Origin of the sequence: Butyrivibrio sp. NATIVEDY162, from assembly GCF_045999815.1 — a bacterium.
Lineage (GTDB): Bacteria > Bacillota > Clostridia > Lachnospirales > Lachnospiraceae > Butyrivibrio.
This window is the reverse complement of the sequence record NZ_CP172573.1, coordinates 1,391,219-1,412,309: the sequence shown is the minus strand read 5'-3', so window position 1 is coordinate 1,412,309 and position 21,091 is coordinate 1,391,219. Positions and strand designations below refer to the sequence as shown.

Here is a 21,091-nt window from a genome sequence, read left to right as displayed (position 1 = left end):
TTAAGAAAGCTTATCCCGTATTTCTTCTTCTGTTCTTTTTATCTCATACCAAAAATCGCCGGCGGACATACGCATTGCACCGGCACCGTAGATTATAACCTGCTCTATGGCGTCGGAGGTTGCGACGGTCACGCGATTTTTCTTACTGTATTCGTGAGCCGTGCGCTCTATGTACTGATCCGCTGTTTCAGCTTCTTTTGTGAAAACAACATCCAGATTGTGGTATTTTAAAACATGTTCTGTTCCGCCCGGAACTTTGTAAGCATCGAAAACAAGAATAACTGTCTCTCGCCTGTAGCCCTGGAAATTTGACAAAATATCCATGAGTTTATCTCTGGCAGATTTCATATCAGAATCCGCAAGAGAGCGAAGCTCGTCGTTGGCATAGATAATGTTGTAGCCATCCACCAGAAGATATGAATCTTCCGGAGAATACTGCTTTGCTGCCTTGAACTTCTTTTCGGGAGCCTTATTGGCAGCTTTACGCTTTCGCTCCTCATCTGCCTTGGCATCGTATCGTGGCTTAACAGGACCATAGGTGCGCTCGAAGATACGGTCAAGCTCCTGAATGGTGGCATTATAAGCCCTGGTTCGTTCTTCGTAGGTTAGTTCTACCTCTTTTCGCACTTCATCTGCACGGAAGCTCTTCAAGGCATCGCCCATTCTGGTAAGGTCAGTATCGGCGCTGCTTTCATTGCCTTCGCCATCAGGTGACCATCCTGTATCAACATGCATATGGCTTCGCACTTCATTCCAGGGAATCACAGTTCCTGCTCCGTGGGAACAAAAAACGCTTCCTGTGGGCTGCTCTAAGTCATGCTCCGGATCATAAGCCTTCTCTTCGATGATATCCTCAGCGTTGTGACAAGGCTCATAGCCGCGAAGTGACAGGTTCAGGCGACCCTGACCGTGAGTGTAGGATAAAAGCTCACTGGCGTAATCGCCTAGTTCAGAAGCGGGAACGGAGCCTGTAATAACAGAGCTGCCATCAGACATTAGATCCGGGGGATTGGTGGTACCACTCATTTTCTGAATATCGCTTATGGCGCGTCCCACAGCATCGGTTGGAAGCTCAATTACAAAGTCGTAGACGGGCTCCAGCAAAATGCTATCAGCCATCATAAGTCCCTGACGAACGGCTCTCATGGTGGCTTCTCTGAAATCCCCTCCCTCTGTGTGCTTGATGTGGGATCTTCCGCCTATGACGGTTATTTTCATATCCGTTATTTCCGAACCTGTAAGGACACCTCTGATCCTGAATTCCTCCAGATGGGAGAGAATCAGATTTTGCCAGTTTGCTGCAAGGTCATCAACAGGACAGTCTGCATCAAAGGACAGACCGCTTCCCGGCTCTGCGGGAGAGAGCAGCAGATGTACCTCAGCGTAGTGGCGAAGGGGTTCAAAATGCCCCACGCCCTCAACAGGTGACTTGATAGTTTCCTTATATACAATGCTTCCCGGTCCAAAATCAATATCAAGTGAAAAGCGCTCTGAGCATTGATGCTTTAGGATTTCCATCTGAACTTCGCCCATAACCTGTACTGAGAGATCGCCTGTTTCGTCTTCTTTTTTTACTGATAAAAGTGGCTCCTCCTCTGACAATTCGCTCAGCTGTCTGTATACCTTAAAAGTATCTGCGCCCTCAGGAAGAATGATCCTTGAGGAGAGGATGGGTGCCAGAACGCCTGTGATTTCTCCCGTTAGAGCGCCAAGACCCTGACCTGCATATGATGAATCAAGTCCTGTCACGGCAACAATCTGACCGGCTTTTGCTTCCTGCAGAAGTTCATATTTTTCGCCTGAATAAACGCGGATCTGGTCAACCTTCTCGTTGACGCTGCCTGCTCTTTTTATGTCTGCAGATAAATTGTTAGTACTACCTGCCTCTGATGATGAATTGTTAGAACAACCCGCCTTTGTTGATGAAGAGTTAGAACAACCCGCTTTTGTTGATGAAGAGTTGGAATAACCCGCTTTTGTTGATGAAAAGTTGGTTTTGCCTGTGGACTGTGAAGAGCCATGGCTTCTGTTTACTTCCATCGACAGCACATCACGCACATGCAAAGTGCCACCCATTATCTTTATCCAAGAGAGTCTTGTTCCGTTTGAATCTCGTGATATCTTGTAGACTATTCCTGCAAATTCATCAGGATATGAGGGCTGCTTTGTAAAATGTTCTATGAGCGATATCAGCTCCTTAACACCCTCCATTTTAAGGGCACTTCCAAAGAGGCAGGGGAAAAGTTTCCTTGATACTATCAGCTCTGTAATATCTTTTTCTGAGACAGCTTGTCCTTCTTCTAAATATGCTGTTAGCAACCTGTCATCGCAGACTGCAACCTCCTCCTGAAAATCATCAGATGATAAGAATGCCTTGTCTATGACCAAGGAATCGGCAGCAGAACCGGATCCTTGTCCGGAAGTGGCATTGCCGGAATTGATATGACCTGAATTGGCATTACTGGAATTAGCATTGCCGGAACTGACATTGTCGAGATTTAGGGAGCTATCTATGAATAGGTTCGAAAAATCCATAGCATGGCCGGATAGTCTCTTTTTTATATCTGCCAGTACCACATCTTTGTCAGCCAGGTTCTGGTCCATTTTATTCACGAAAAACAGTACCGGAATCCCATAGTGCATAAGGAGCTTCCACAAGGTCTGCACCTGAGAGGAAACACCGTCAGAAGCGCTGATGATAAGAATGGCAAGATCCAGCACCTTCATGGTTCTCTCGGTTTCAGGCGCAAAGTCTGCGTGTCCCGGTGTATCAAGGAGCGTTATGTGAGTTTTTTCTGAAAAATCCAACTCCGCCTGTTTTGAAAAAATGGTGATTCCTCTTTTTCTCTCAAGCGAATAAGTGTCAAAAAAGGTATCACCATGATCCACGCGACCGGACTTCCTGACAGTTCCCGTGAGGTACAAAAGCGCCTCTGAGAGAGTGGTCTTACCGGCGTCAACGTGGGCATATATTCCTAGATTTAAGTGTTTTTTATCTGTAGTATTCATAAACTACATCTTAGCAAAAAAATATGGTGAACGACAGACTAAAATGCCATTCACCATAATCTTTTTGAAATGATTTATTACATCAAAATTCCCACATTCAGAATCCCGGGGAACCCTATTTTGCCAGCATTCTGCATGCCCTTAAAATAGGGGTTGATGTATTAATTAGAATACGTTTGGCAAGTAGAAAGAGATCACTGCAATTGATACAACTCCGAGTACTGTTGAGAAAAGTGAAGGAGTTGTGCGGAAGATATGAACTGTTTCCTCTGACTGTGTACTGTTCTTCTTAAATATGGAATTGAATTCCTCGAGATGACCTTCTCTCTTGGCAATAGACTGCATGATAAGCTTTGCAAGAAATGCTGCTACGACAGACAATACCAATAAAACAGCTGCAAAAGTCATGAGATATGACTTGCTGGGAGTCTGTGTAGCTGCAGCAGCTGCGTCTTGTCCAACCATCTGCATTGCAAGACTTGATACATAGAGTAAGAGAACATTTCCTGCATTTATAAGGAAGTGCATTATCATGGAAGTCACGATACTGCCGCTTGCTACGTTAACAAAAGCAAAGATGACACCGAGTAAGAACGCATAGCAGAACTGATTGAGATTCAAATGAAGGATACCGAAAAAGAATGCTGAAAGCAGTGCTGCCTTTATTAATGTTGATACATTTTTATACTTGTTAAATAAAAGACCACGGAAGAACATTTCTTCAAACAGAGGTGGCAGCAGTGAAACGACCAGAATTACGGGGCCTGCTGAATTCTCCATCATGGAAGTAACACCCTGAGCAACTACATTTGGTACAAATAACTGTGAAAATACATTACCGAACATCCATATAGGTGTTATGACAATGTTGAGAAGGATTGTCAGAAAAATAGTAGAAACCTTGATCTTGTGAAAGCCGAGAGTGCTAAGAACAGGCTCACCGTTTTTGGTAAGGTAGAGAAGTGTAGGAATAAAAAGCGCTGCCTCTGCAAGGACTGTAGCCCATATGCCCATTGTGATCCCAAACTTTGCAAGGATATATGCTGCGACTACAATTGCAATGTTCAGAGCAAGTGAGATTAAGAAAAGAATGCTTGCATTTTTAGAAACCTGTTGTTTTGTCATAATGATTTCCCTCCAAAAATTTTTTCATTCACAAATAATAGCGTATAAAGAAACGATTTACAACACTAATTTGGGAAAATGGGGCTGTGATTATGGCAAAAGTGGAAACTTATAGATTGTTGTTTTTTTTCAGAAAAACGATAATCGTATTGGACCAGGTCCTCGCAAAGCGAGGGGCGTGTCTTGCCAAAGGCATTATAAGTAATAAAAGGCATCATGACTCCTGCCATAAATGGGGCCTTCTTATGTCATATTACTGTTTGCGGCACCACCTTATAAGCGGATCCGCAGGACACAAAAAAAGAGCTGTAAGAAAACTTACAGATGCTAAGACAAAAAGAGCTGCAAGAATACTTACAGGTGCTAAGACAAAAAAAGAGCTGCAAGAATACTTACAGGTGCTAAGACAAAAAAAGAGCTGTAAGAAAAACTTACAGCTCCAATAGTCGGAGTGGCGGGACTCGAACTCGCGGCCTCTACCTCCCTAAGATAGCGCGCTAACCAACTGCGCTACACCCCGGCGACAAATGGTATCTTATCACGGTGCGAAGATAAAAGCAACAACTTTTTTTAAAATTTCAAAAAAATTTTTCGAAAAACTTTTCCCCTTAGATCAATCCTGCAAACATAGTTGCAAAAATAACTGTGAGAATACCGGTTATAACAATAACAGCTACAGTGATTGTGACATATCCTCCCAGTTCTTCTGAAACGCCCATTTCGATAGCGGTGGTGATGGACTTGGGAAGAAGAGTAACATAACTCTCGTGAGACAGTCCCATAAGCTTTGATAAGGCAAATACAGTTGCAAGACTTGTGAGCACTCCGGCTGATATGCCTAAAATCCCAGCGTAGTGAATATTCCCGGTGTACATTGGCTTTATCATTCCTGGTATGAAAACGCTAAAGAACTATTTCAAAGAACTAAAGCACCTATGAAACTTGTTAAAAGGCATGAGCAGTATTATTATGAAGGAAATGGTTTAATTAAATAGTAGGGGGATTTATGAAAAAAGTTTGTTTATTAAACAGTAAAAGAATTCTGGCAGCTGCGTTGTCTTTGACGCTCCTTGCTGCTCCGATTTTTCCTGTATCAGAGCCTATGGCTGTTCATGCAGAAAATACCACACAAAATAAAATTGCAAAGCCTGTCATAAAGGACGTTTCCAATGACTATAAGGGCCTTACGGTATATTGGAAGCCTTGCGAGGGTGCTACGGGATACCATGTTTTCAGAAGACGGAAAAGTTCTGATCCCTATGAGCTTCTTGCTGAAGTTGGTGGCGATGTCTTTTCATATACTGATATTGATGCCATGAAAGAGGGTGGAATCTACACATATATGATCCAGGCCTTCGACGGCGATAAAGTATCTGAGGAGTCAGCTCCGAAGACGGCTTCAAGATTTCTGGTATCCCGCCTTAAGATGAAGATAAAATATGCGCAGAAATCCGCAAGGCAGATGCAGAAGATGGTAAATGATTTCAGGACAGGGAAGGATACCTGGTGCTGGAATCCGCAAAACACGCAGAAGGTCTACACACAGGGCATTGGCAAACTTGCATATGACTATAGCCTTGAAAAGATTGCTATGTTAAGAGCAGCTGAGATTGCTATCAAATTCAACCATGAGAGACCCAACGGCAAGACCTGTTTTAGCGCTATGTCCGATGCTAACTACAAGTTTACATATGCGGGAGAAAACATAGCTTATGGCTATAAAACCGCTAAAAAGGCATTTGAAGCTTTTCAGGAGACCAATCAGTACTATCAGGGACAGGGACACCGCAGAAATATGCTGAGCACCAATTATAATGTGTGTGCCTTCGGACATGCCAAGGTAAACGGGGTGCACTACTGGGTGCAGCTTTTTGCATACACCACCGACGATTCCGATTACACCAAAACCATAAGCACCACCAAGAAGGTCACAGTGGATGTTTCATCTGAGGATTTGTCTTCCTATAAAAAAACATTGAAGGCAATCGGGGCAGAGGTTAAGGATTACGCACCTAAAAAGGTCACATGGGTAGATATTCGGGCTGAAAAGAAAAAGGCACACCTTATATATAATAAAGGCATTGGCGCCATGGGCTATGAGATTTACAGATCAGGCAGCAGGAGATCGGGATTTAAAAAGGTTGGAACAGTCACAAATCAACTGAAGTTACAATATACCGATAAAAAGCTTGCGCGTAAAAAGAAGTACTATTATTATATTGTTCCATATAGAGTTGCACATGATGAAAAGATTTACGGCAAGAAATCTGAAGTGAAAATGGTAAAGACGCTGTAAATAGGGGATGAACAGAGTGCTTGTTGTAAACAGGCGATGAACAGAGTGCTTGCTGGAACATGCTATGTGAAGTATGATTGGTGGAAATATGCGGTGAATATAGCGCATTGGCAGAAACAGGCAGTGAACAGAGTGCTTGGCGGGATTTGCATTATATGCATATACTACATGTAGAAAATATGCAGATATTACATGCTAGAAAATATGCAGATATTGCATATGGAAAATATGCAGATATTGCATATGGAAAATATGCAGATATTGCATATGGAAAATATGCAGATATTGCATATGGAAAATATGCAGATATTGCATGTTAGAAAATATGCAGATATTGCATGCTAGAAAATATGCAGATATTGCATGCTAGAAAATATGAAGATATTGCATGTTAAAATATGCAGATATTGCATATGGAAAATATGCAGATATTGCATGTTAGAAAATATGTAGATATTAAATGGTGGGAAATACACAGTTTTAAAGGGAGATGACTATGGATATAGGTGAGAGACAGAATCTGAGATCAGAGATAGAGAATATTGTTAATCTGATCATAGATGATTACGGAAAAGGCAGAGATGTCGATCAGATGGATATTTTTAACCAGCCTGATAGGGATGCGGTTATAGATATTGTAAAAAAGCTGACAAGAGTACTATACCCCGGTTATTACAGGGACAAGATATACAGGAGCTACAATGATATAAACCGTGTAGCTGTGGTTATCGAGGATGTTATCTACAATATGCAGAAGCAGGTAGCTATTGCCTTCAGGCATGGCGAGGAATACCAAAATGCATCCGATGAGACTCTGACCTGTGGGGCAAGATGTATCACACAGGAATTTTTCAAAAAGATACCTCATATACGTGCACTCATAGATACTGACCTTCAGGCGACATATGACGGAGACCCTGCCGCGTTCAGTAAGGAAGAGATCATTCTCTCATATCCCGGTTTGTACGCAACTGCGATCAACCGCATGGCACATGAATTATATCTTCTTAAGGTGCCGCTAATTCCTCGTATCATGACTGAGTATGCTCATTCTAAGACCGGAATAGACATTCACCCCGGTGCTACAATTGGCAAATACTTCATGATCGACCATGGAACCGGCATTGTTATAGGTGAGACTTCAATCATCGGCGAACATGTCAAGGTTTATCAGGGCGTTACCATTGGTGCTCTATCCACCAGAGGCGGGCAGGCACTCAAGGGAGCAAAGAGACATCCCACAATTGAGGACAACGTAACAATCTATGCAGGTGCTTCAATCCTCGGTGGAGAGACTGTTATCGGTCATGATTCGGTAGTAGGCTCTAACGCTTTCCTTACAACTTCTATTGCACCCGGTACCAGAGTCAGCATCAAGAACCAGGAGCTGCAGTTCAATAACGGAAGTGCAAAGGATTTTTAATAATGACATTGCAAAAAGGGAGCTGTCGCACAAGCGGATTGAATCCTGATATGATGCCTCCTAAGTGAACTTTGGTTATTGCACGTAGTTACCTTATTTTACTTATTTAACCTATTTACCTTCATTTTTCGATATAGTAGCAGAGTGGTTGACTGGTTTATTCTTGTTTTTATTCTGCTACCTTCAGCATTTTTCAGCATGGTAGTAGAATGGTTGACTTGTTATATTCTGCTACCCTCTACACTTTTCGATATGGTAGCAGAGTGGTTGATTGTTTTTATTCTGCTACCTTCTACATTTTTCGGCATGGTAGCAGAACAGCTGACTAGTTATATTCTGCCACCCTCTGCATTTATCAGCATGGTAGCAGAACAGCTGACTTGTTATATTCTGCTACCTCTGCATTTTTCAATATGGTGGCAGAGTAGTTTATACGGTTTTTCTCTGCTACTTTCTCCATTTTTCGATATGGTAGCAGAGCGACTGACTTGTTATATTCTGCCACCTCTGCATTTTTCAGTATGGTAGCAGAACAGCTGACTAGTTTTATTCTGCTACCCTCTACATTTTTCAATATGGTGGCAGAGTAGTTTATACGGTTTTTCTCTGCTACTTTCTCCATTTTCGATATGGTAGCAGAACAGTTGACTTGTTTTATTCTGCTATCTTCAGCATTTTTCGGTATGGTAGCAGAACAGCTGACTTGTTATATTCTGCCACCTTCTGCATTTATCAGCAAAGTAGCAGAGTAACTGACTAGTTTTATTCTGCTACCTCTGCATTTATCAGCATGGTAGCAGAACAGTTGACTTGTTATATTCTGCTACCTTCTACACATTTCGATATGGTAGCAGAATGATCAGCTGGTTCTACTCTGTTACCTTTTGGGAGAAATCATATCATTTTTGTAAATCGTGCCAAGCGGAAGATATGCTAAAACTTGCGCTCCAAAATAGAAAAATTACCAAACGAAATAAAATAATATAACAATTTTTCCTAAAGATAATTCCACAGATGTCCGAAATAAGAGATGTAGGTATATGTATGACTTCTTGAACGCAAAACGGAAAATAAGTTCAAGAATCCTGCGTTCTGCAGGACATGCTCCTCGCTTTGCAAGGATCTGGTCCAATACGAATATTGAATTTCTGAAGAAATTCAATATTTTATGCTTCTTTATGATGAGTGCTTTTAACCATGATGAATTGGCCTGAGCACATTAGAAAAGCAGATTTGGGAAAGTGGTGAGATTATGATGAGATCATTGTGGTCCGGAGTTGCCGGATTAAAGACACACCAGATACAGATGGATGTTATCGGTAATAACGTTGCAAATGTAAATACCACATCTTATAAAGCACAGAAGACCACCTTTGGGGATCTTTTATATCAGAATGCAAGAAAAGCAACAGGTCCCTCGAATGTGAGAGCGGGCATGAACGCCAAGCAGATAGGTCTTGGTGCGAAGACCTCCTCTATCATGACAAATATAGGAAAACAGGGATCAATTCAGCAGACTGACAATGTCTTTGATCTTAGTATCACAGGCGATTCTTTCTTTGTTGTTGAGAATCAGCGCGGTGAAATGAACTACACAAGAGACGGTTCCTTCACTGTAGATGCCCAGGGATATCTTGTTACTCGTGCAGATGGTTTCTATGTGCGTGGAGTAACTCCCGGTGAAGATGGCGGAGCAGTGGGCGAAGTCCTGGAAGCCGGAGCAGGAAACAGACTTCAGGTTCTTCCTATAGACGAAGAGGGGAACCTTATAAAAATGGCAGGCGCACCTACAACCTATGCCAGAGTGACAGGAAATATCAGCAGGACCGACCCTCAGCTTTCCGCTGACGGCGGACGCAAGGTTGATCTTGAATTCTACGGAGCAGATGGAAAGACCTACACAGTCAGAATGGCTTTCTCGGATGCAGGTGATGATAATCCCACTACATATCGGGCTGACATTACAATGATAATGGATGAAAATCACCAGCCCATCGAGGGTGGAATAGCTGAGAATACATCAGTTAACCTTATCTATGACCCCGCTACAGGAAAATTTGTCAGCGCCAATGGCGCAGCAAATGGGCAGATTCAGCTGACCTTTGCAGGCGATGCTGCTGAAGCCGGTGGATTCACTTTAGATTTTTCCGGTACAACAAACTATGCACCACTTAATGGAATGAGCAGTTCATCCCTTGCAACCTACAGAGGCCAGATAAATGGTGATGGTGAAGGCTATCCTGAGGGAGACATGAACGGCGTTGCGATTGGCAGAGATGGCACAATCACAAGACTTTATAGTAATGGCCAGAACAGGGTGGCAGGAAAAATCGCAGTTGCAGAATTTGCCAATGTTACTGGCCTTTCCAAGGAGGGTGAAAACCTTTACGCTGTTACCGGAAACTCAGGACCTGCTCGCGTTATGTGGGTAACAGATGATGGCGGCTACATGACATCAGGAACCTTGGAAATGAGTAACGTAGACCTCTCCAATGAGTTTACCGACATGATCATTACCCAGAGAGGTTTCCAGGCTAATAGCCGTGTGATTACGGTGTCTGACACACTTCTTGATGAGCTAAGGCAACTTAAGCGATAAAGATTACTCATAGTATTGGGGATTTCTTGATAAAACGGCTCTTTTCTTATGAAATGAGCCGTTTTTTTCGTAGGAGCATGCTTTTTGAGGAAGTGTGTTTTTTGAGGAAGTGTGTTTATTTTGAGGGAGTGTGTTTATTTTGAGGGAGTGTGTTTATTTTGAGGCTGCATAAGGTTTTTGTTGGTGCATGTCAACTTTTCTTGAGAAGCGTTTTAATGCCATGGATTTTGCTGCCATAAATATACTGCCTGATCCATGTCCGCGTTTTGGATTCACGTTAAAAATACTGCAAAAAATTTTATTTTTCATGGTGTCCACTCTATGGGGGTAATTCTATAGTCAAGCATTCTGCTACCATATTGAAAAGTGGAGAAGGTAGCAGAGAAGAAGCAGCCAAAGATTCTGCTACCATGCCAAGAAGTGGAGAAGGTAGCAGAGAAGAAGCAGCCAAACATTCTGCTACTATGCCAAGAAGTGGAGACGGTAGCAGAGAAGAACAGGCAAAAGATTCTGCTACCATATTGAAAAGTGGAGACGGTAGCAGAGAAGAACAGGCCAAACATTCTGCTACCATGCCAAAAAGTGGAGAAGGTAGCAGAGAAGAACAGGCAAAAGATTCTGCTACTATACCAAGAAGAGTAGAAGGTAGCAGAGAAGAAGCAGCCAAAGATTCTGCTACTATACCAAGAAGAGGAGAAGGTAGCAGAGAAGAACAGGCAAAAGATTCTGCTACCATGCCAAGAAGTACAGAAGGTAGCAGAGAAGAACCAGCTAAAGATTCTGCTACCATGCCAAAAAGTGTAGAAGGTAGCAGAGAAGAACCGGCAAAAGATTCTGCTACCATGCCAAGAAGTACAGAAGGTAGCAGAGAAGAAGCAGCCAAAGATTCTGCTACCATGCCAAGAAGTACAGAAGGTAGCAGAGAAGAAGCAGCCAAAGATTCTGCTACCATGCCAAGAAGTACAGAAGGTAGCAGAGAAGAACAGGCTAAAGATTCTGCTACCATGCCAAGAAGTGGAGAAGGTAGCAGAGAAGAACCGGCTAACGATTCTGCTACCATGCCAAGAAGTACAGAAAGTAGCAGAGAAGAACAGGCTAAAGATTCTGCTACCATGCCAAAAAGTGGAGAAGGTAGCAGAGAAGAACCGGCAAAAGATTCTGCTACCATGCCAAGAAGTACAGAAAGTAGCAGAGAAGAACAGGCTAAAGATTCTGCTACCATGCCAAGAAGTACAGAAAGTAGCAGAGAAGAAGCAGCCAAAGATTCTGCTACCATGCCAAGAAGTGGAGAAGGTAGCAGAGGAGAACAGGCAAAAGATTCTGCTACCATGCCAAAAAGTGGAGAAGGTAGCAGAGAAGAACAGGCAAAAGATTCTGTTACCATGCCAAAAAGTGCAGAAGGTAGCAGAGAAGAAGCAGCCAAACATTCTGCTACCATGCCAAAAAGTGTAGAAGGTAGCAGAGAAGAAGCAGCCAACCATTCTCAAACCATACCGAAAAATGCAGGAAACAGCAGAAAAACAGCAAAATAACAAATCAAGCTATCCCACAAGAAAAATCCAAAATCATACAAAACAGCACAATATTCAAATAGCGTTAATTATATTATTAAATATTCGTTCATGAATTATGTAATAAAAATGGTGATTTGTACCGAAATATATAGTACAATATAAGTAGAGAAAGTGAATTTTGCGACAATTAGCACTCAACACTAGACAGTGCTAACATTATGGAGTATAATCACTATTCATAGCAATTCATTTTTCAAACGGAAAGGAGATGAGGCTATATGGTAATCGTTAAAATGAATAATACAACGGTAGAATGCAGTATTGCTGCATCGGAACTTCGTGAAATCGGCCTCACCCCTGAAGCAATCATGAATGGAGAGAAGAAGAGCGTTCCGTTTATGGCACAGCTGAACAGGGAAGTCGGCGAGCAGCTGGGATACGATCCCGAAACAGAAGTACTCATGATGAGTAAGAACATGATGGTTGATGGAAGTGTGCGCATCTTCGCCATAAAAATGTCCAATGAGGACATTCAGAAATCAGCAGACAGAATACGTGGTTCGGCTGAAGCCATCCTTAAGGAGATGACTCAGGAGAGAGTTGATCAGATTAAGGCAAAGATCGGTTCTGATAAGGGACAGGCTTTGAATGAGATGATAGGACACGTTTCGGAATTAATAGAGCAGATTTACGATCAGGACGAGGAGCAGAATCCTCAGATAGAGGCTATGGCAAAGCCTATAGTTAATGCAGAGAGATACATGGCCAGATTTAAGGATATCAATTCCGCTGCCAGATTTGCCAAGGTTTCATTCAGTCTTCCGATTACAGAGTCCAAGCTTTATAAAGAGGGGGATGAGTATTATGTAACTCTTGTTCTTGAACCTGACGGAGAGAATGCTGTTTATGATCTTCGCAGAAGCGGACTCGAGTATGCAGAGGAGCTGATGATGAACTCACCTGAGCAGACTCATATTGAAGAGACTGGAAAATGTATCATTAAGGAGGACGCACTCCTTCATCTGAAGGAAATGATTGCTAAATGATCATGAGTATTACAGTATACGATTTTACGGGAATTTATGAGAACGAGAGCTTCGATTTTTATAAAAAAGAGGGCTCCCGTTCTCTTTATGTTGATATGAAGGATATTTCCGGTACGAACTGTATCTGCGATGATTATGCTTACGAGGAGATATGTAAAAAAATAGTGTGGGCAAAGAACACTCTGAAGGAAAACGAGAGTACTTTGAAGGAAATCGAGAACACTTTGAAGGAAAACGAGAGTGCTTTGAAGGAAAACGAAAGCACTCTGAAGGAAAACGAGAACACTTCCAATGAAAATCCCACGCAGGCTGCGAACAATAAATCAGACAGTATCAAAATTAGATTTTTTGATAACGGTAATTACCATTATATGTCAAGAATTTTGATGGCCGGAATGGATAACACTGCAAAAGCCGGTTTTGACCTTGTGGTATTTGACCATCACCCTGACATGAAATGGACTTCCTACGGAGATATACTCTCCTGCGGATGCTGGGTACTCAAGGCTATAAATGATATACCCGGGCTTTCTAATGTGTATATAATAGGTGCAGATAAAAAGCTAATGGAGGAGGCTTTTCAGGATAATCCCGAGACAGAGGGAAGAGTTTTCTACTTTGAAAATTGCGAGGCCTTTTATAAGATGCTGAACGATGAAGGATGCAACAAAACTTCTTCGGATGTATATATTTCTGTGGATAAAGACGTGCTTTCCGGGGATGAACTACACACTAACTGGGATCAGGGCGAGATGAGAGCAGCGGAACTGTGTGATTGTCTTAGCGCCATTAAAAAGCATTACAAAGATAACATTATAGCTGTTGATGTTTGTGGAGAGTGCACTATGGATGATCCTGAGGCATTTTCGCCACTTGGCTTTGAAGCGAGCAACATGATAAATCGGCAGATTATATCAGTGTTCTGAATTCCTATAAACATGAAGTTATATGTATTTAAAAAAATAAGAGAACATGCACGGCGCTTGAAAAAATCATGAGCAATTTTAGAATAAGAGTATCCATGATGTTTGGAAAATATATGACTTTTTGCGGGCAAAAGCGGAAATCGCCCGCAAAAATCCTGCCTTCGGCAGGACACGCCCCTCGCTTCGCGAGGACCTGGTCCAATACGGTTCCCGTTTTTCTGAAGAAAAACAGGAATCTATGACTTCTTGCGGGTAAAAGAGGAAAAACAGGAATCTATGAAAAAAGAAAGGGGAGGACATGGACAGAAGAATAAGGGACAGAATCAGGAGAATTGAGAAACTTGAGCTTGATCTTCTTTCAGATGAGCAGATGCTTACTGAGAAGAAGGAGCTTAATTATTTAATGGAGGCTTTGCAACAGGACCTTCTCAGAAGAACTATTATCATTGCTGCTGCCATTATCTCTGTTGTTATGGCGATTGTGGGACTTTTAATGGCGCCATCCACACCTATGTTGGCTGTGGTTCTTGTGAGTCTTTTGGTATTGCTTGTTCTTTTGATTCAGTATACCCAGAAGATCAAGCTGTACAATGATCTATACGATACAGCGGACATTCTATTTAAATAAAAATCATTGCAAAAGTTCACGATTTTTAGCCTGAAATTATCGTCCATCAAAACAGAGAAGATGATATGAACGCAAGGGAGTACTTAGTGTCTTGTCTGGATGACAATTTGTTTAATTACTTGTCTAATTCTCAATATGCATCGTCATCTTCAATCGCCGTAGCCACCGCTACGACTCATTCAGATTCCTAGCCTATTGAGAATGATACTTCGTAATTAAATCAAAAGTCATCCAGACAAAACACTAGATATTTTACATGTTGCCGAGAGGCTTAAGGATACGCCTCGTCGTTGCACTACAACGAAAAGAAGGACTGAGAGCGTGGCAGAGCACAGCATAGTTTAGCAATATGGTCGAGGAATACAAAAACAACTATACTAAAATATTTAGCTCTTTACTCTGCCACAAGAGGAAGGTTTGCATACAGAGCTTCATTGTCAACTACATATGAGTAGTTATAGTCGTCCAGGGGTTCAGGAATGTCCTGATCATAGGAAAAGCTTTCATCCAGGAAAACGCGATATGGATCCCAGGTCATCAAAAGGAGTTTGAGCGTGTGCCCTTCTTCTACGGTGTATACAGTAGGAGTCATGTAAAATGTGTAATCATAGAACTTGTTTGCCTCAATATCCATGCATCCTGTGTATTCGTAGCCGTTGGGGCCGCAGCCGGGATTAGCGAGGTCAGTCCATCCATAGGCTACACATTTTGCATTGGTGGGTGTCTTTTTCAACTCTTCTATTGTCGCAGAGGGTGCTCCGCCGCCTACATCCAGATCATATAGTTCAACTGATGAGACATTGTCGCTGGAAGTGCATATATACGCATCGAATTGTTCACCTTCTTCTACAGTATCCATCAGGATTGCCGTGATCATAAGTCCATCAAGGTCGTTATGCTTGGTGGACAATCTGGTATGCACTTCGGGAGTTCCTGAAATGGTTGCTCCATCCGGAATATTTACATCGTATATTGCTAAATTGGAGGGAGACATCTGAAGATAGAATTTTTCCTGGTTTTCTAAGGTATATTCTGACGCAGGAAAAATGTAAGTTGTATATTCGCCAAGCCCCTCACTTGTAATTGTGGTTTCTTCTTCGTTATTTTCCGGGAAAACTGTACATTTTTCATATTCACCAAAGGAGTCATATGTGTCGTATTCTCCCGTGATATTGTTTTGGGCGGTGATTTCTGCCATATTTTCAATGCCGTTATCAACATCATAGAGGTAATGAGCAAGCCATTTGTTTGCTATTTCAAGCCAGGGCTCACCATTTACTTCCATGACAGCAGGACTGTTATGGCCATCCTGATGGAGGAAAAGCTTAACGGTTTTTCCGGCTCTTTTGAAGGCATTATACATAAGCTTCGCATGCTTTGGGGAGACATTTATATCGTTTAGACCCTGAGCAATAAGCGCTGAGCAGTTTATTTTTTCATAGTCTTCAGAGTAATCAGACGCAGCCCATATCGGAGCATAGTTGCCATTGGTTTCTTCCTCGTCATGTCTGACCTGCCACAACCAGGAGCGATAGTCATCATTGAGCACTTTCCAATCATCATCAAGGAAAACTCCACCACAATTTTCAAAAGCCAGATAATGCTTATATGCACTATCCTGAGTAATTGAGACACCTTGAGAATTGGTGTAGTCATACCAGGAGGCAATCCCGGCACAAGGAATTATGGTCTCGAGGCCTTTAACTCCGGTAGTTGCTACTTCATACGGAAGCGTGCCGCCATAGGATACTCCGGTCATGGCGACCTTGCCATTTGACCAGTCAGCCTTGATCTGAATATTATTTTCCTTGTCAGTATAGGCAATTCTGTCACCGGTCAGCCATTCAACTACACATTTATGCGAATCACGCTCCAGATCGGTACCGCATAGTTCGAAGCCTTCTGAACCGTAGGTGCCTATGCCACAAGCTTCTACGATGGCATAACCACGCACAAGGTAGTAATCAAGATAAGTTCCAAAAAGATATCCCTGTTGCCCTGTGTTTTCGATAATATAGTTCCAGTCATCGGGGTCAGCATTGAGAGCGGCTTCTGTTGTGCTCATTTCACCGGCAGGTTTTCTTTTTGAACCTGCCTGATAAAGCTTATCGTAATCGAAGGGTTTCTCAAGATATGCATCTTCACTTGAGTTTTCTCCAAATGATTCAAATGGTTCAACAGTACCTGCTGCGTAAGGAGTGGGATCGTAGATAGTGGCTGCTTTGTATATTCCATTTACTGCAGAAGCGGGGACCTGTACAAAAGCTTTGACAAGGTCTGCTTTCCCGTCATTGTCAGTGTCATGATCAGTTTCAACATAGACACAGAATCGCTGAATCTCACTTCCTTCATTGGTATAATATTCATCAAAACGGTCAGAATAATTAAGCATGGGGAAAAGTGTCCCATCCGCTATGATGAGATTGCCATCGTATTCTTCATATGTATAATAATCTGATGCATCAAAATCCCCATCCTCAACAATCGATTCACCCGACTCATCAAAAGTCCCATCCTCAGCAATCGATTCATCCGATGCATCAAAATCCCCATCATTAACCATTTCATCGTCAATATTTTTAGATGCGTCGGGCTTATTTGCCGGCTGTACCGATGCGCTGGATTTTGCGCATGATGTTATAAGAATAGCGGTTATAAGTGTAATTAAAGAGATATATTTTTTGTTTATCATAAATAACATTTCCTCTTGAATATATTTGGCACATTGCTTTAAACATTTTTACGTTCAGCGCAGCATGTGTGAAGAACTGTATGAAAAGTATCAAGTTATCAGTTGTTAACAATATTAGCAACTTTTTGCGATTTTATTGGAATTATTGTATTGACAAAAGCATCATAAATAGATACAATACCTATTGTCGCTTGCAGGAATGGCGGAATTGGCAGACGCGCACGGTTCAGGTCCGTGTGATAGCAATATCATGAGGGTTCAAGTCCCTTTTCCTGCACTAGTTGTTAAGACTAGAGCTACAAATTTAATAACTTATATTTGCGGAAGTGTCGGAATTGGCAGACGAGCAAGACTAAGGATCTTGTGACAGCTTATGTCGTGTGGGTTCAAGTCCCATCTTCCGCACTAGGAAAAGGAATCGAATAGAGTGTTCGGTTCCTTTTTTATTCCTTGAAAAGTTTCCAAATATAAACAATAAACAATATCGCAGCAAAGATAAGCCCTGCGGGATAACCGATAGTTGCAGATAGCCTCAGCCCCTCTTTGGCCATCAGGATATAAGTCAAGGAAACTGCAGACATAAATGTTGCCGGGAGAGCGGTTATCAGGGATTTATATTTGTTATCACTCTCTTTTAGCAGATATGATGTGCAGGTCCATAGGGTTATCATAGCAAGAGTCTGGTTTGCCCAGGAAAAATATCTCCATAGGATATTGAAGTCAAGTTGCGTAAGAATAGCTCCTATTACAAGAAGCGGAAAAGTTATTAACAAGCGATTCTTTATCTTGCGCTGATTCAGATGGGTTAACTCGGAAACCATAATTCTGGCAGAACGGAAAGCAGTGTCACCTGTTGTTATGGGACATGCCACCACTCCAACGATAGCAAGAACTCCACCGATATTACCAAGCATTTTTGTTGAGATTTCATATACCGTTCCTGACTGCCCGAGACTTGTAATAGCATTATTTAAAAGCTGAGTGGACCCGTAGAAAGCAACGCCTGCTGCAGCCCAAATAAGCGCTATGGTGGCTTCTGTCAGCATGGCTCCATAGAAAATTCTGCGGCCTTGATTCTCATTGGTGATACATTTTGCAATGATTGGAGACTGTGTGGCATGAAAACCGGATATAGCACCACAGGCTACTGTTATAAACATATATGGCCAAATTGGCAGATTGTCGGGATGAAGGTTCTCAAGATGGATATTGGGGATCTGATAGCCACCAAATAATATACCTCCTAAGATGCTTATAGCCATAATTATCAGAACACCACCAAATATGGGATAAATTTTTCCGATTATCTGATCTATGGGAAGTAATGTTGCAAAAATATAGTAGATAAGAATAACAACAACCCAGAATTGGCTGTTTAAAAATGATGGAGTAATAGTTGCTATAAGCGCTGCCGGGCTCGTGCACATAACAGCTCCGCAAAGAATCATCAACAATATTGTAAAAATGTGCATAATTATTCGAGCCGCCCGGCCAAGATATTTTCCTGTAAGCTCCGGAAGCGATGCGCCTTGATTTCTCGAAGATATCATTCCGCTAAGATAATCATGTACAGCACCTGCAAGGATTGAGCCGAACACTATCCATAAAAAGACTACAGGCCCAAAGCAGGCACCCATGAGAGCACCAAAAATAGGACCTGTTCCCGCAATATTCAACAGCTGAATAAGAAAGGCTTTTGGCTGAGATAAAGGTACGCAATCGACGCCGTCATTTATGAGGGTAGCAGGGGTTTTTCTGTCATCGGGACCAAATAACCTTTCCACAAGCCTGCCATAAAAAAAGTATCCCAACAAGAGAACTAATAAAGATACAAATAGTGAAATCATCCTATTCCTCCATGGGTAACGAAATAATATTCACTTTCCTTCTCTTTATAATTATATCAGCTATTGTTCTGAGCCAAGGATTAAATAAATATTAAAAATTCCTATATCTTTAGTGTTAATATGTTCAGGTCCAGAGTGTTTACATAGCCTACATCCTTTGCCATGCCGCATACCATGCGGATTCCAATGTTGGAAGTGGGATCGTCGTTTTCATGGAGCTTTATCCACTCTGTCGGGTCAAATGCCTTACAGTTATCGCGCAGTCTTAAAATCCAGTCATTATCCATATGAACAAGTCGAATTTCCAATAGCTCGGTTTTGCTATCTGAAAAACCGTGAGTCACAACATTATTTCCAAGCTCCTCAACAAACAGCGAAAGGAGCAGCTTTTTCTTGGAGTCTGTGCCTTTGCTTTGGCAGAACTCACTAACTTCAAAAGATGCCGGAATTACCTGGCTGCTGTCACTTATGGACAGCTCCAGAATTTCACTGTCAGGAGCACCGAAGGGCTCTTTTATGAAAATGAAATCCTTTATCTTTGAAGGCAAACCTTTCTTACGAACGGCAGCCATAATGACTATTGTAAGAAGCGTACAGCTTTCGCCTATTAAATATGCGAACCATACTGCATCTGTATCAAGTATATTTTTCAGCAACAATGCAGCTGTTGTCACGTATAAGAAATTCTGCAGAAATTCGCACAGGTTTGAAATCTTCATCTGTCTAAGTCCCTGTGAAAAGTTAGAAAACGCGTTGTTTATTCCGTACAGGACAATGCTGAGAGAAAAGATTCTAAGACCTCTTGCAGCAAGCGCTGTCATCTGAGTGCTGTCGGAATTACCAAAGACACCTGCTATGTGACCGGCAAATATAAAAATAACAACTGCCAGGAACAGGGCTATGCAGAATGCGGTACAAAAAGCAGTTTTTAATAACTTTTCAGCGGCAATCCGGTCCTGCTCGCCCAGGATTATCCCGCCTATCATGGAGGTGGTCATTCCCACACCGATCAGGATGCAGGAGGTGCAATTCTGAATTGTGGAGAGCACGCCAAGAGCTCCAACGGCGGTGCTGGAGAGAATAGTCGCAACCATTATCTGATTAAGTGTGTAGTTTCTGAGGGTTGTGGACGCGGAGCCCACAGCTGAAGAAGATCCGGTCATGAGAATGTCCTTTAGATCGTTGAGGTCAAGTCCCTTTGCTGAAAATCGGAAGATGATGTCCTTTTTGGTAAAGTGGAACAGGACAATGATGAGTGCCACCAGATAACTGAAGGTCGTAGCCAATCCCATTCCGAGCATTCCTCCGCGAAAAACAAGGGCATTAAGAAGATCGCCTGCAATATCCAGTATTGTCATGGTCCCTACAGCGAAAACAATTCGCGTAGCATCATCGTCAAGACGCAGCAGGGAGTTGGATTCCAAAAGGATAATAACTGCGGGAAGTGAAAAAGAAACCCCAAGAATATATTCGGACAGCAGCGGAAGAAGGTGTGCAGAGTTTCCTCTTGCACCGAGAAATACGGCAAGCTTTGTTCTAAAGAGCAGAAGACTGCACAGCAGAACTGCGGAAATTATAAGAGTGAAAATAATGCAGATGGAAAAGCTGCGCCTTGCTCCTTTTTCATCACCTGCACCAAGCCGCTGTGCGCAGACCACCTGGGTTCCGGCCGCCATTATACTGCTGAATATCGTTGCCAGATTCATGACGGGTGTAAAAAGACCATATGCCGCCATACATTCAGGGCCGAGAAAATGCCCTATTACGATGCCGTCTATCACAACTCCAAGCATGGTTGCCACCACGGCGATTATAATACTGATGACGGAATTACGAAAAATAATAGATATAATACTGTTATCACTTTGTGCTTTCAAAATAATATCCCCCTCGTTTGATATCACTTTATAACTATTATAGTACATTAAGAAGAAATGCGGCTAAGATATTATCATGCATCCATGCGTCGCATCTGTTTTGTTATGT

The 21,091-nt window shown here is 42.2% G+C and carries 16 protein-coding genes, 3 tRNA genes and 1 pseudogene; 11 read left to right on the top strand and 9 right to left on the bottom strand.

Features of this window, described 5'->3' with window-relative positions:
- Entirely contained in the window at window positions 1-3,009 is a 3,009-nt protein-coding gene (locus tag ACHCNF_RS05780; RefSeq protein WP_408071832.1) for an NYN domain-containing protein, read from the bottom strand.
- A 165-nt stretch (window positions 3,010-3,174) separates the two neighbouring features.
- The gene (locus ACHCNF_RS05775; protein ID WP_408071831.1) at window positions 3,175-4,134 is read right to left on the bottom strand and encodes a CPBP family intramembrane glutamic endopeptidase; all 960 of its coding nucleotides are present in this window, start codon (window positions 4,132-4,134) and stop codon (window positions 3,175-3,177) included.
- 92 nt (window positions 4,135-4,226) lie between these two features.
- Between ACHCNF_RS05775 and ACHCNF_RS05770 the strand changes: the two genes are divergently transcribed.
- Window positions 4,227-4,580 carry a hypothetical protein gene (locus tag ACHCNF_RS05770; protein WP_408071830.1) on the top strand — a complete coding sequence of 118 codons (354 nt, stop codon included), beginning with the start codon at window positions 4,227-4,229 and terminating at the stop codon, window positions 4,578-4,580.
- Here ACHCNF_RS05770 and ACHCNF_RS05765 read toward each other — a convergent pair.
- A tRNA-Pro gene (locus ACHCNF_RS05765) sits at window positions 4,581-4,654 on the bottom strand.
- Between the two features lie 112 nt (window positions 4,655-4,766).
- Window positions 4,767-4,985 (bottom strand): annotated as a pseudogene (locus tag ACHCNF_RS05760) (LrgB family protein); the annotation flags it as partial.
- Window positions 4,986-5,140: 155 nt separating this feature from the next.
- On the opposite strand from ACHCNF_RS05760, the gene ACHCNF_RS05755 reads away from it, so the two are divergent.
- The 3 genes from ACHCNF_RS05755 (at window position 5,141) to ACHCNF_RS05745 (ending at window position 7,853) form a co-directional block, all read left to right on the top strand.
- Window positions 5,141-6,430, top strand: coding sequence for a CAP domain-containing protein (locus ACHCNF_RS05755; protein WP_408071829.1), 1,290 nt, complete (start codon window positions 5,141-5,143; stop codon window positions 6,428-6,430).
- A 107-nt stretch (window positions 6,431-6,537) separates the two neighbouring features.
- Complete coding sequence (locus ACHCNF_RS05750; RefSeq protein ID WP_408071828.1) at window positions 6,538-6,750, top strand: hypothetical protein; 213 nt, start codon at window positions 6,538-6,540, stop codon at window positions 6,748-6,750.
- A 176-nt stretch (window positions 6,751-6,926) separates the two neighbouring features.
- Window positions 6,927-7,853: a serine O-acetyltransferase gene (locus tag ACHCNF_RS05745; RefSeq protein ID WP_408071827.1), complete on the top strand. Its 927-nt coding sequence runs from the start codon at window positions 6,927-6,929 to the stop codon at window positions 7,851-7,853.
- A 355-nt stretch (window positions 7,854-8,208) separates the two neighbouring features.
- Here ACHCNF_RS05745 and ACHCNF_RS05740 read toward each other — a convergent pair whose 3' ends face one another.
- Window positions 8,209-8,475 (bottom strand): hypothetical protein, encoded by a 267-nt coding sequence (locus ACHCNF_RS05740; protein ID WP_408071826.1) that lies wholly within the window; start codon window positions 8,473-8,475, stop codon window positions 8,209-8,211.
- Between the two features lie 630 nt (window positions 8,476-9,105).
- Here ACHCNF_RS05740 and ACHCNF_RS05735 point away from each other — a divergent pair.
- Window positions 9,106-10,452 carry a flagellar hook protein FlgE gene (locus ACHCNF_RS05735; RefSeq protein ID WP_408071825.1) on the top strand — a complete coding sequence of 449 codons (1,347 nt, stop codon included), beginning with the start codon at window positions 9,106-9,108 and terminating at the stop codon, window positions 10,450-10,452.
- A 153-nt stretch (window positions 10,453-10,605) separates the two neighbouring features.
- Here ACHCNF_RS05735 and ACHCNF_RS05730 read toward each other — a convergent pair whose 3' ends face one another.
- Window positions 10,606-10,761 carry a hypothetical protein gene (locus ACHCNF_RS05730; protein WP_408071824.1) on the bottom strand — a complete coding sequence of 52 codons (156 nt, stop codon included), beginning with the start codon at window positions 10,759-10,761 and terminating at the stop codon, window positions 10,606-10,608.
- Between the two features lie 50 nt (window positions 10,762-10,811).
- On the opposite strand from ACHCNF_RS05730, the gene ACHCNF_RS05725 reads away from it, so the two are divergent.
- The 4 genes from ACHCNF_RS05725 (at window position 10,812) to ACHCNF_RS05710 (ending at window position 14,566) form a co-directional block, all read left to right on the top strand.
- On the top strand, window positions 10,812-11,984 hold the full coding sequence (locus ACHCNF_RS05725; protein ID WP_408071823.1) for a hypothetical protein: 1,173 nt from the start codon (window positions 10,812-10,814) through the stop codon (window positions 11,982-11,984).
- Window positions 11,985-12,244: 260 nt separating this feature from the next.
- Window positions 12,245-13,012 carry an adaptor protein MecA gene (locus ACHCNF_RS05720; protein ID WP_408071822.1) on the top strand — a complete coding sequence of 256 codons (768 nt, stop codon included), beginning with the start codon at window positions 12,245-12,247 and terminating at the stop codon, window positions 13,010-13,012.
- On the top strand, window positions 13,009-13,938 hold the full coding sequence (locus tag ACHCNF_RS05715; protein WP_408071821.1) for an arginase family protein: 930 nt from the start codon (window positions 13,009-13,011) through the stop codon (window positions 13,936-13,938). Before ACHCNF_RS05720 ends, ACHCNF_RS05715 begins: the two co-directional genes overlap by 4 nt.
- A 298-nt stretch (window positions 13,939-14,236) precedes the next feature.
- Window positions 14,237-14,566, top strand: coding sequence for a hypothetical protein (locus ACHCNF_RS05710; protein ID WP_408071820.1), 330 nt, complete (start codon window positions 14,237-14,239; stop codon window positions 14,564-14,566).
- Window positions 14,567-14,960: 394 nt separating this feature from the next.
- On the opposite strand, the gene ACHCNF_RS05705 is transcribed toward ACHCNF_RS05710, so the two are convergent.
- Window positions 14,961-17,258 (bottom strand): CocE/NonD family hydrolase, encoded by a 2,298-nt coding sequence (locus ACHCNF_RS05705; RefSeq protein WP_408071819.1) that lies wholly within the window; start codon window positions 17,256-17,258, stop codon window positions 14,961-14,963.
- Between the two features lie 193 nt (window positions 17,259-17,451).
- On the opposite strand from ACHCNF_RS05705, the gene ACHCNF_RS05700 reads away from it, so the two are divergent.
- Window positions 17,452-17,535, top strand: a tRNA-Leu gene (locus ACHCNF_RS05700).
- Between the two features lie 43 nt (window positions 17,536-17,578).
- Window positions 17,579-17,663: transfer RNA gene (locus ACHCNF_RS05695), tRNA-Leu, on the top strand.
- Between the two features lie 38 nt (window positions 17,664-17,701).
- Here ACHCNF_RS05695 and ACHCNF_RS05690 read toward each other — a convergent pair.
- Together ACHCNF_RS05690 and ACHCNF_RS05685 are read right to left on the bottom strand one after the other, a co-directional pair.
- The gene (locus tag ACHCNF_RS05690) at window positions 17,702-19,105 is read right to left on the bottom strand and encodes a carbon starvation CstA family protein (protein ID WP_408071818.1); all 1,404 of its coding nucleotides are present in this window, start codon (window positions 19,103-19,105) and stop codon (window positions 17,702-17,704) included.
- Between the two features lie 101 nt (window positions 19,106-19,206).
- Window positions 19,207-20,982, bottom strand: a complete 1,776-nt coding sequence (locus ACHCNF_RS05685; protein ID WP_408071817.1) for an MATE family efflux transporter — start codon at window positions 20,980-20,982, stop codon at window positions 19,207-19,209.
- Window positions 20,983-21,091: the final 109 nt, after the last annotated feature.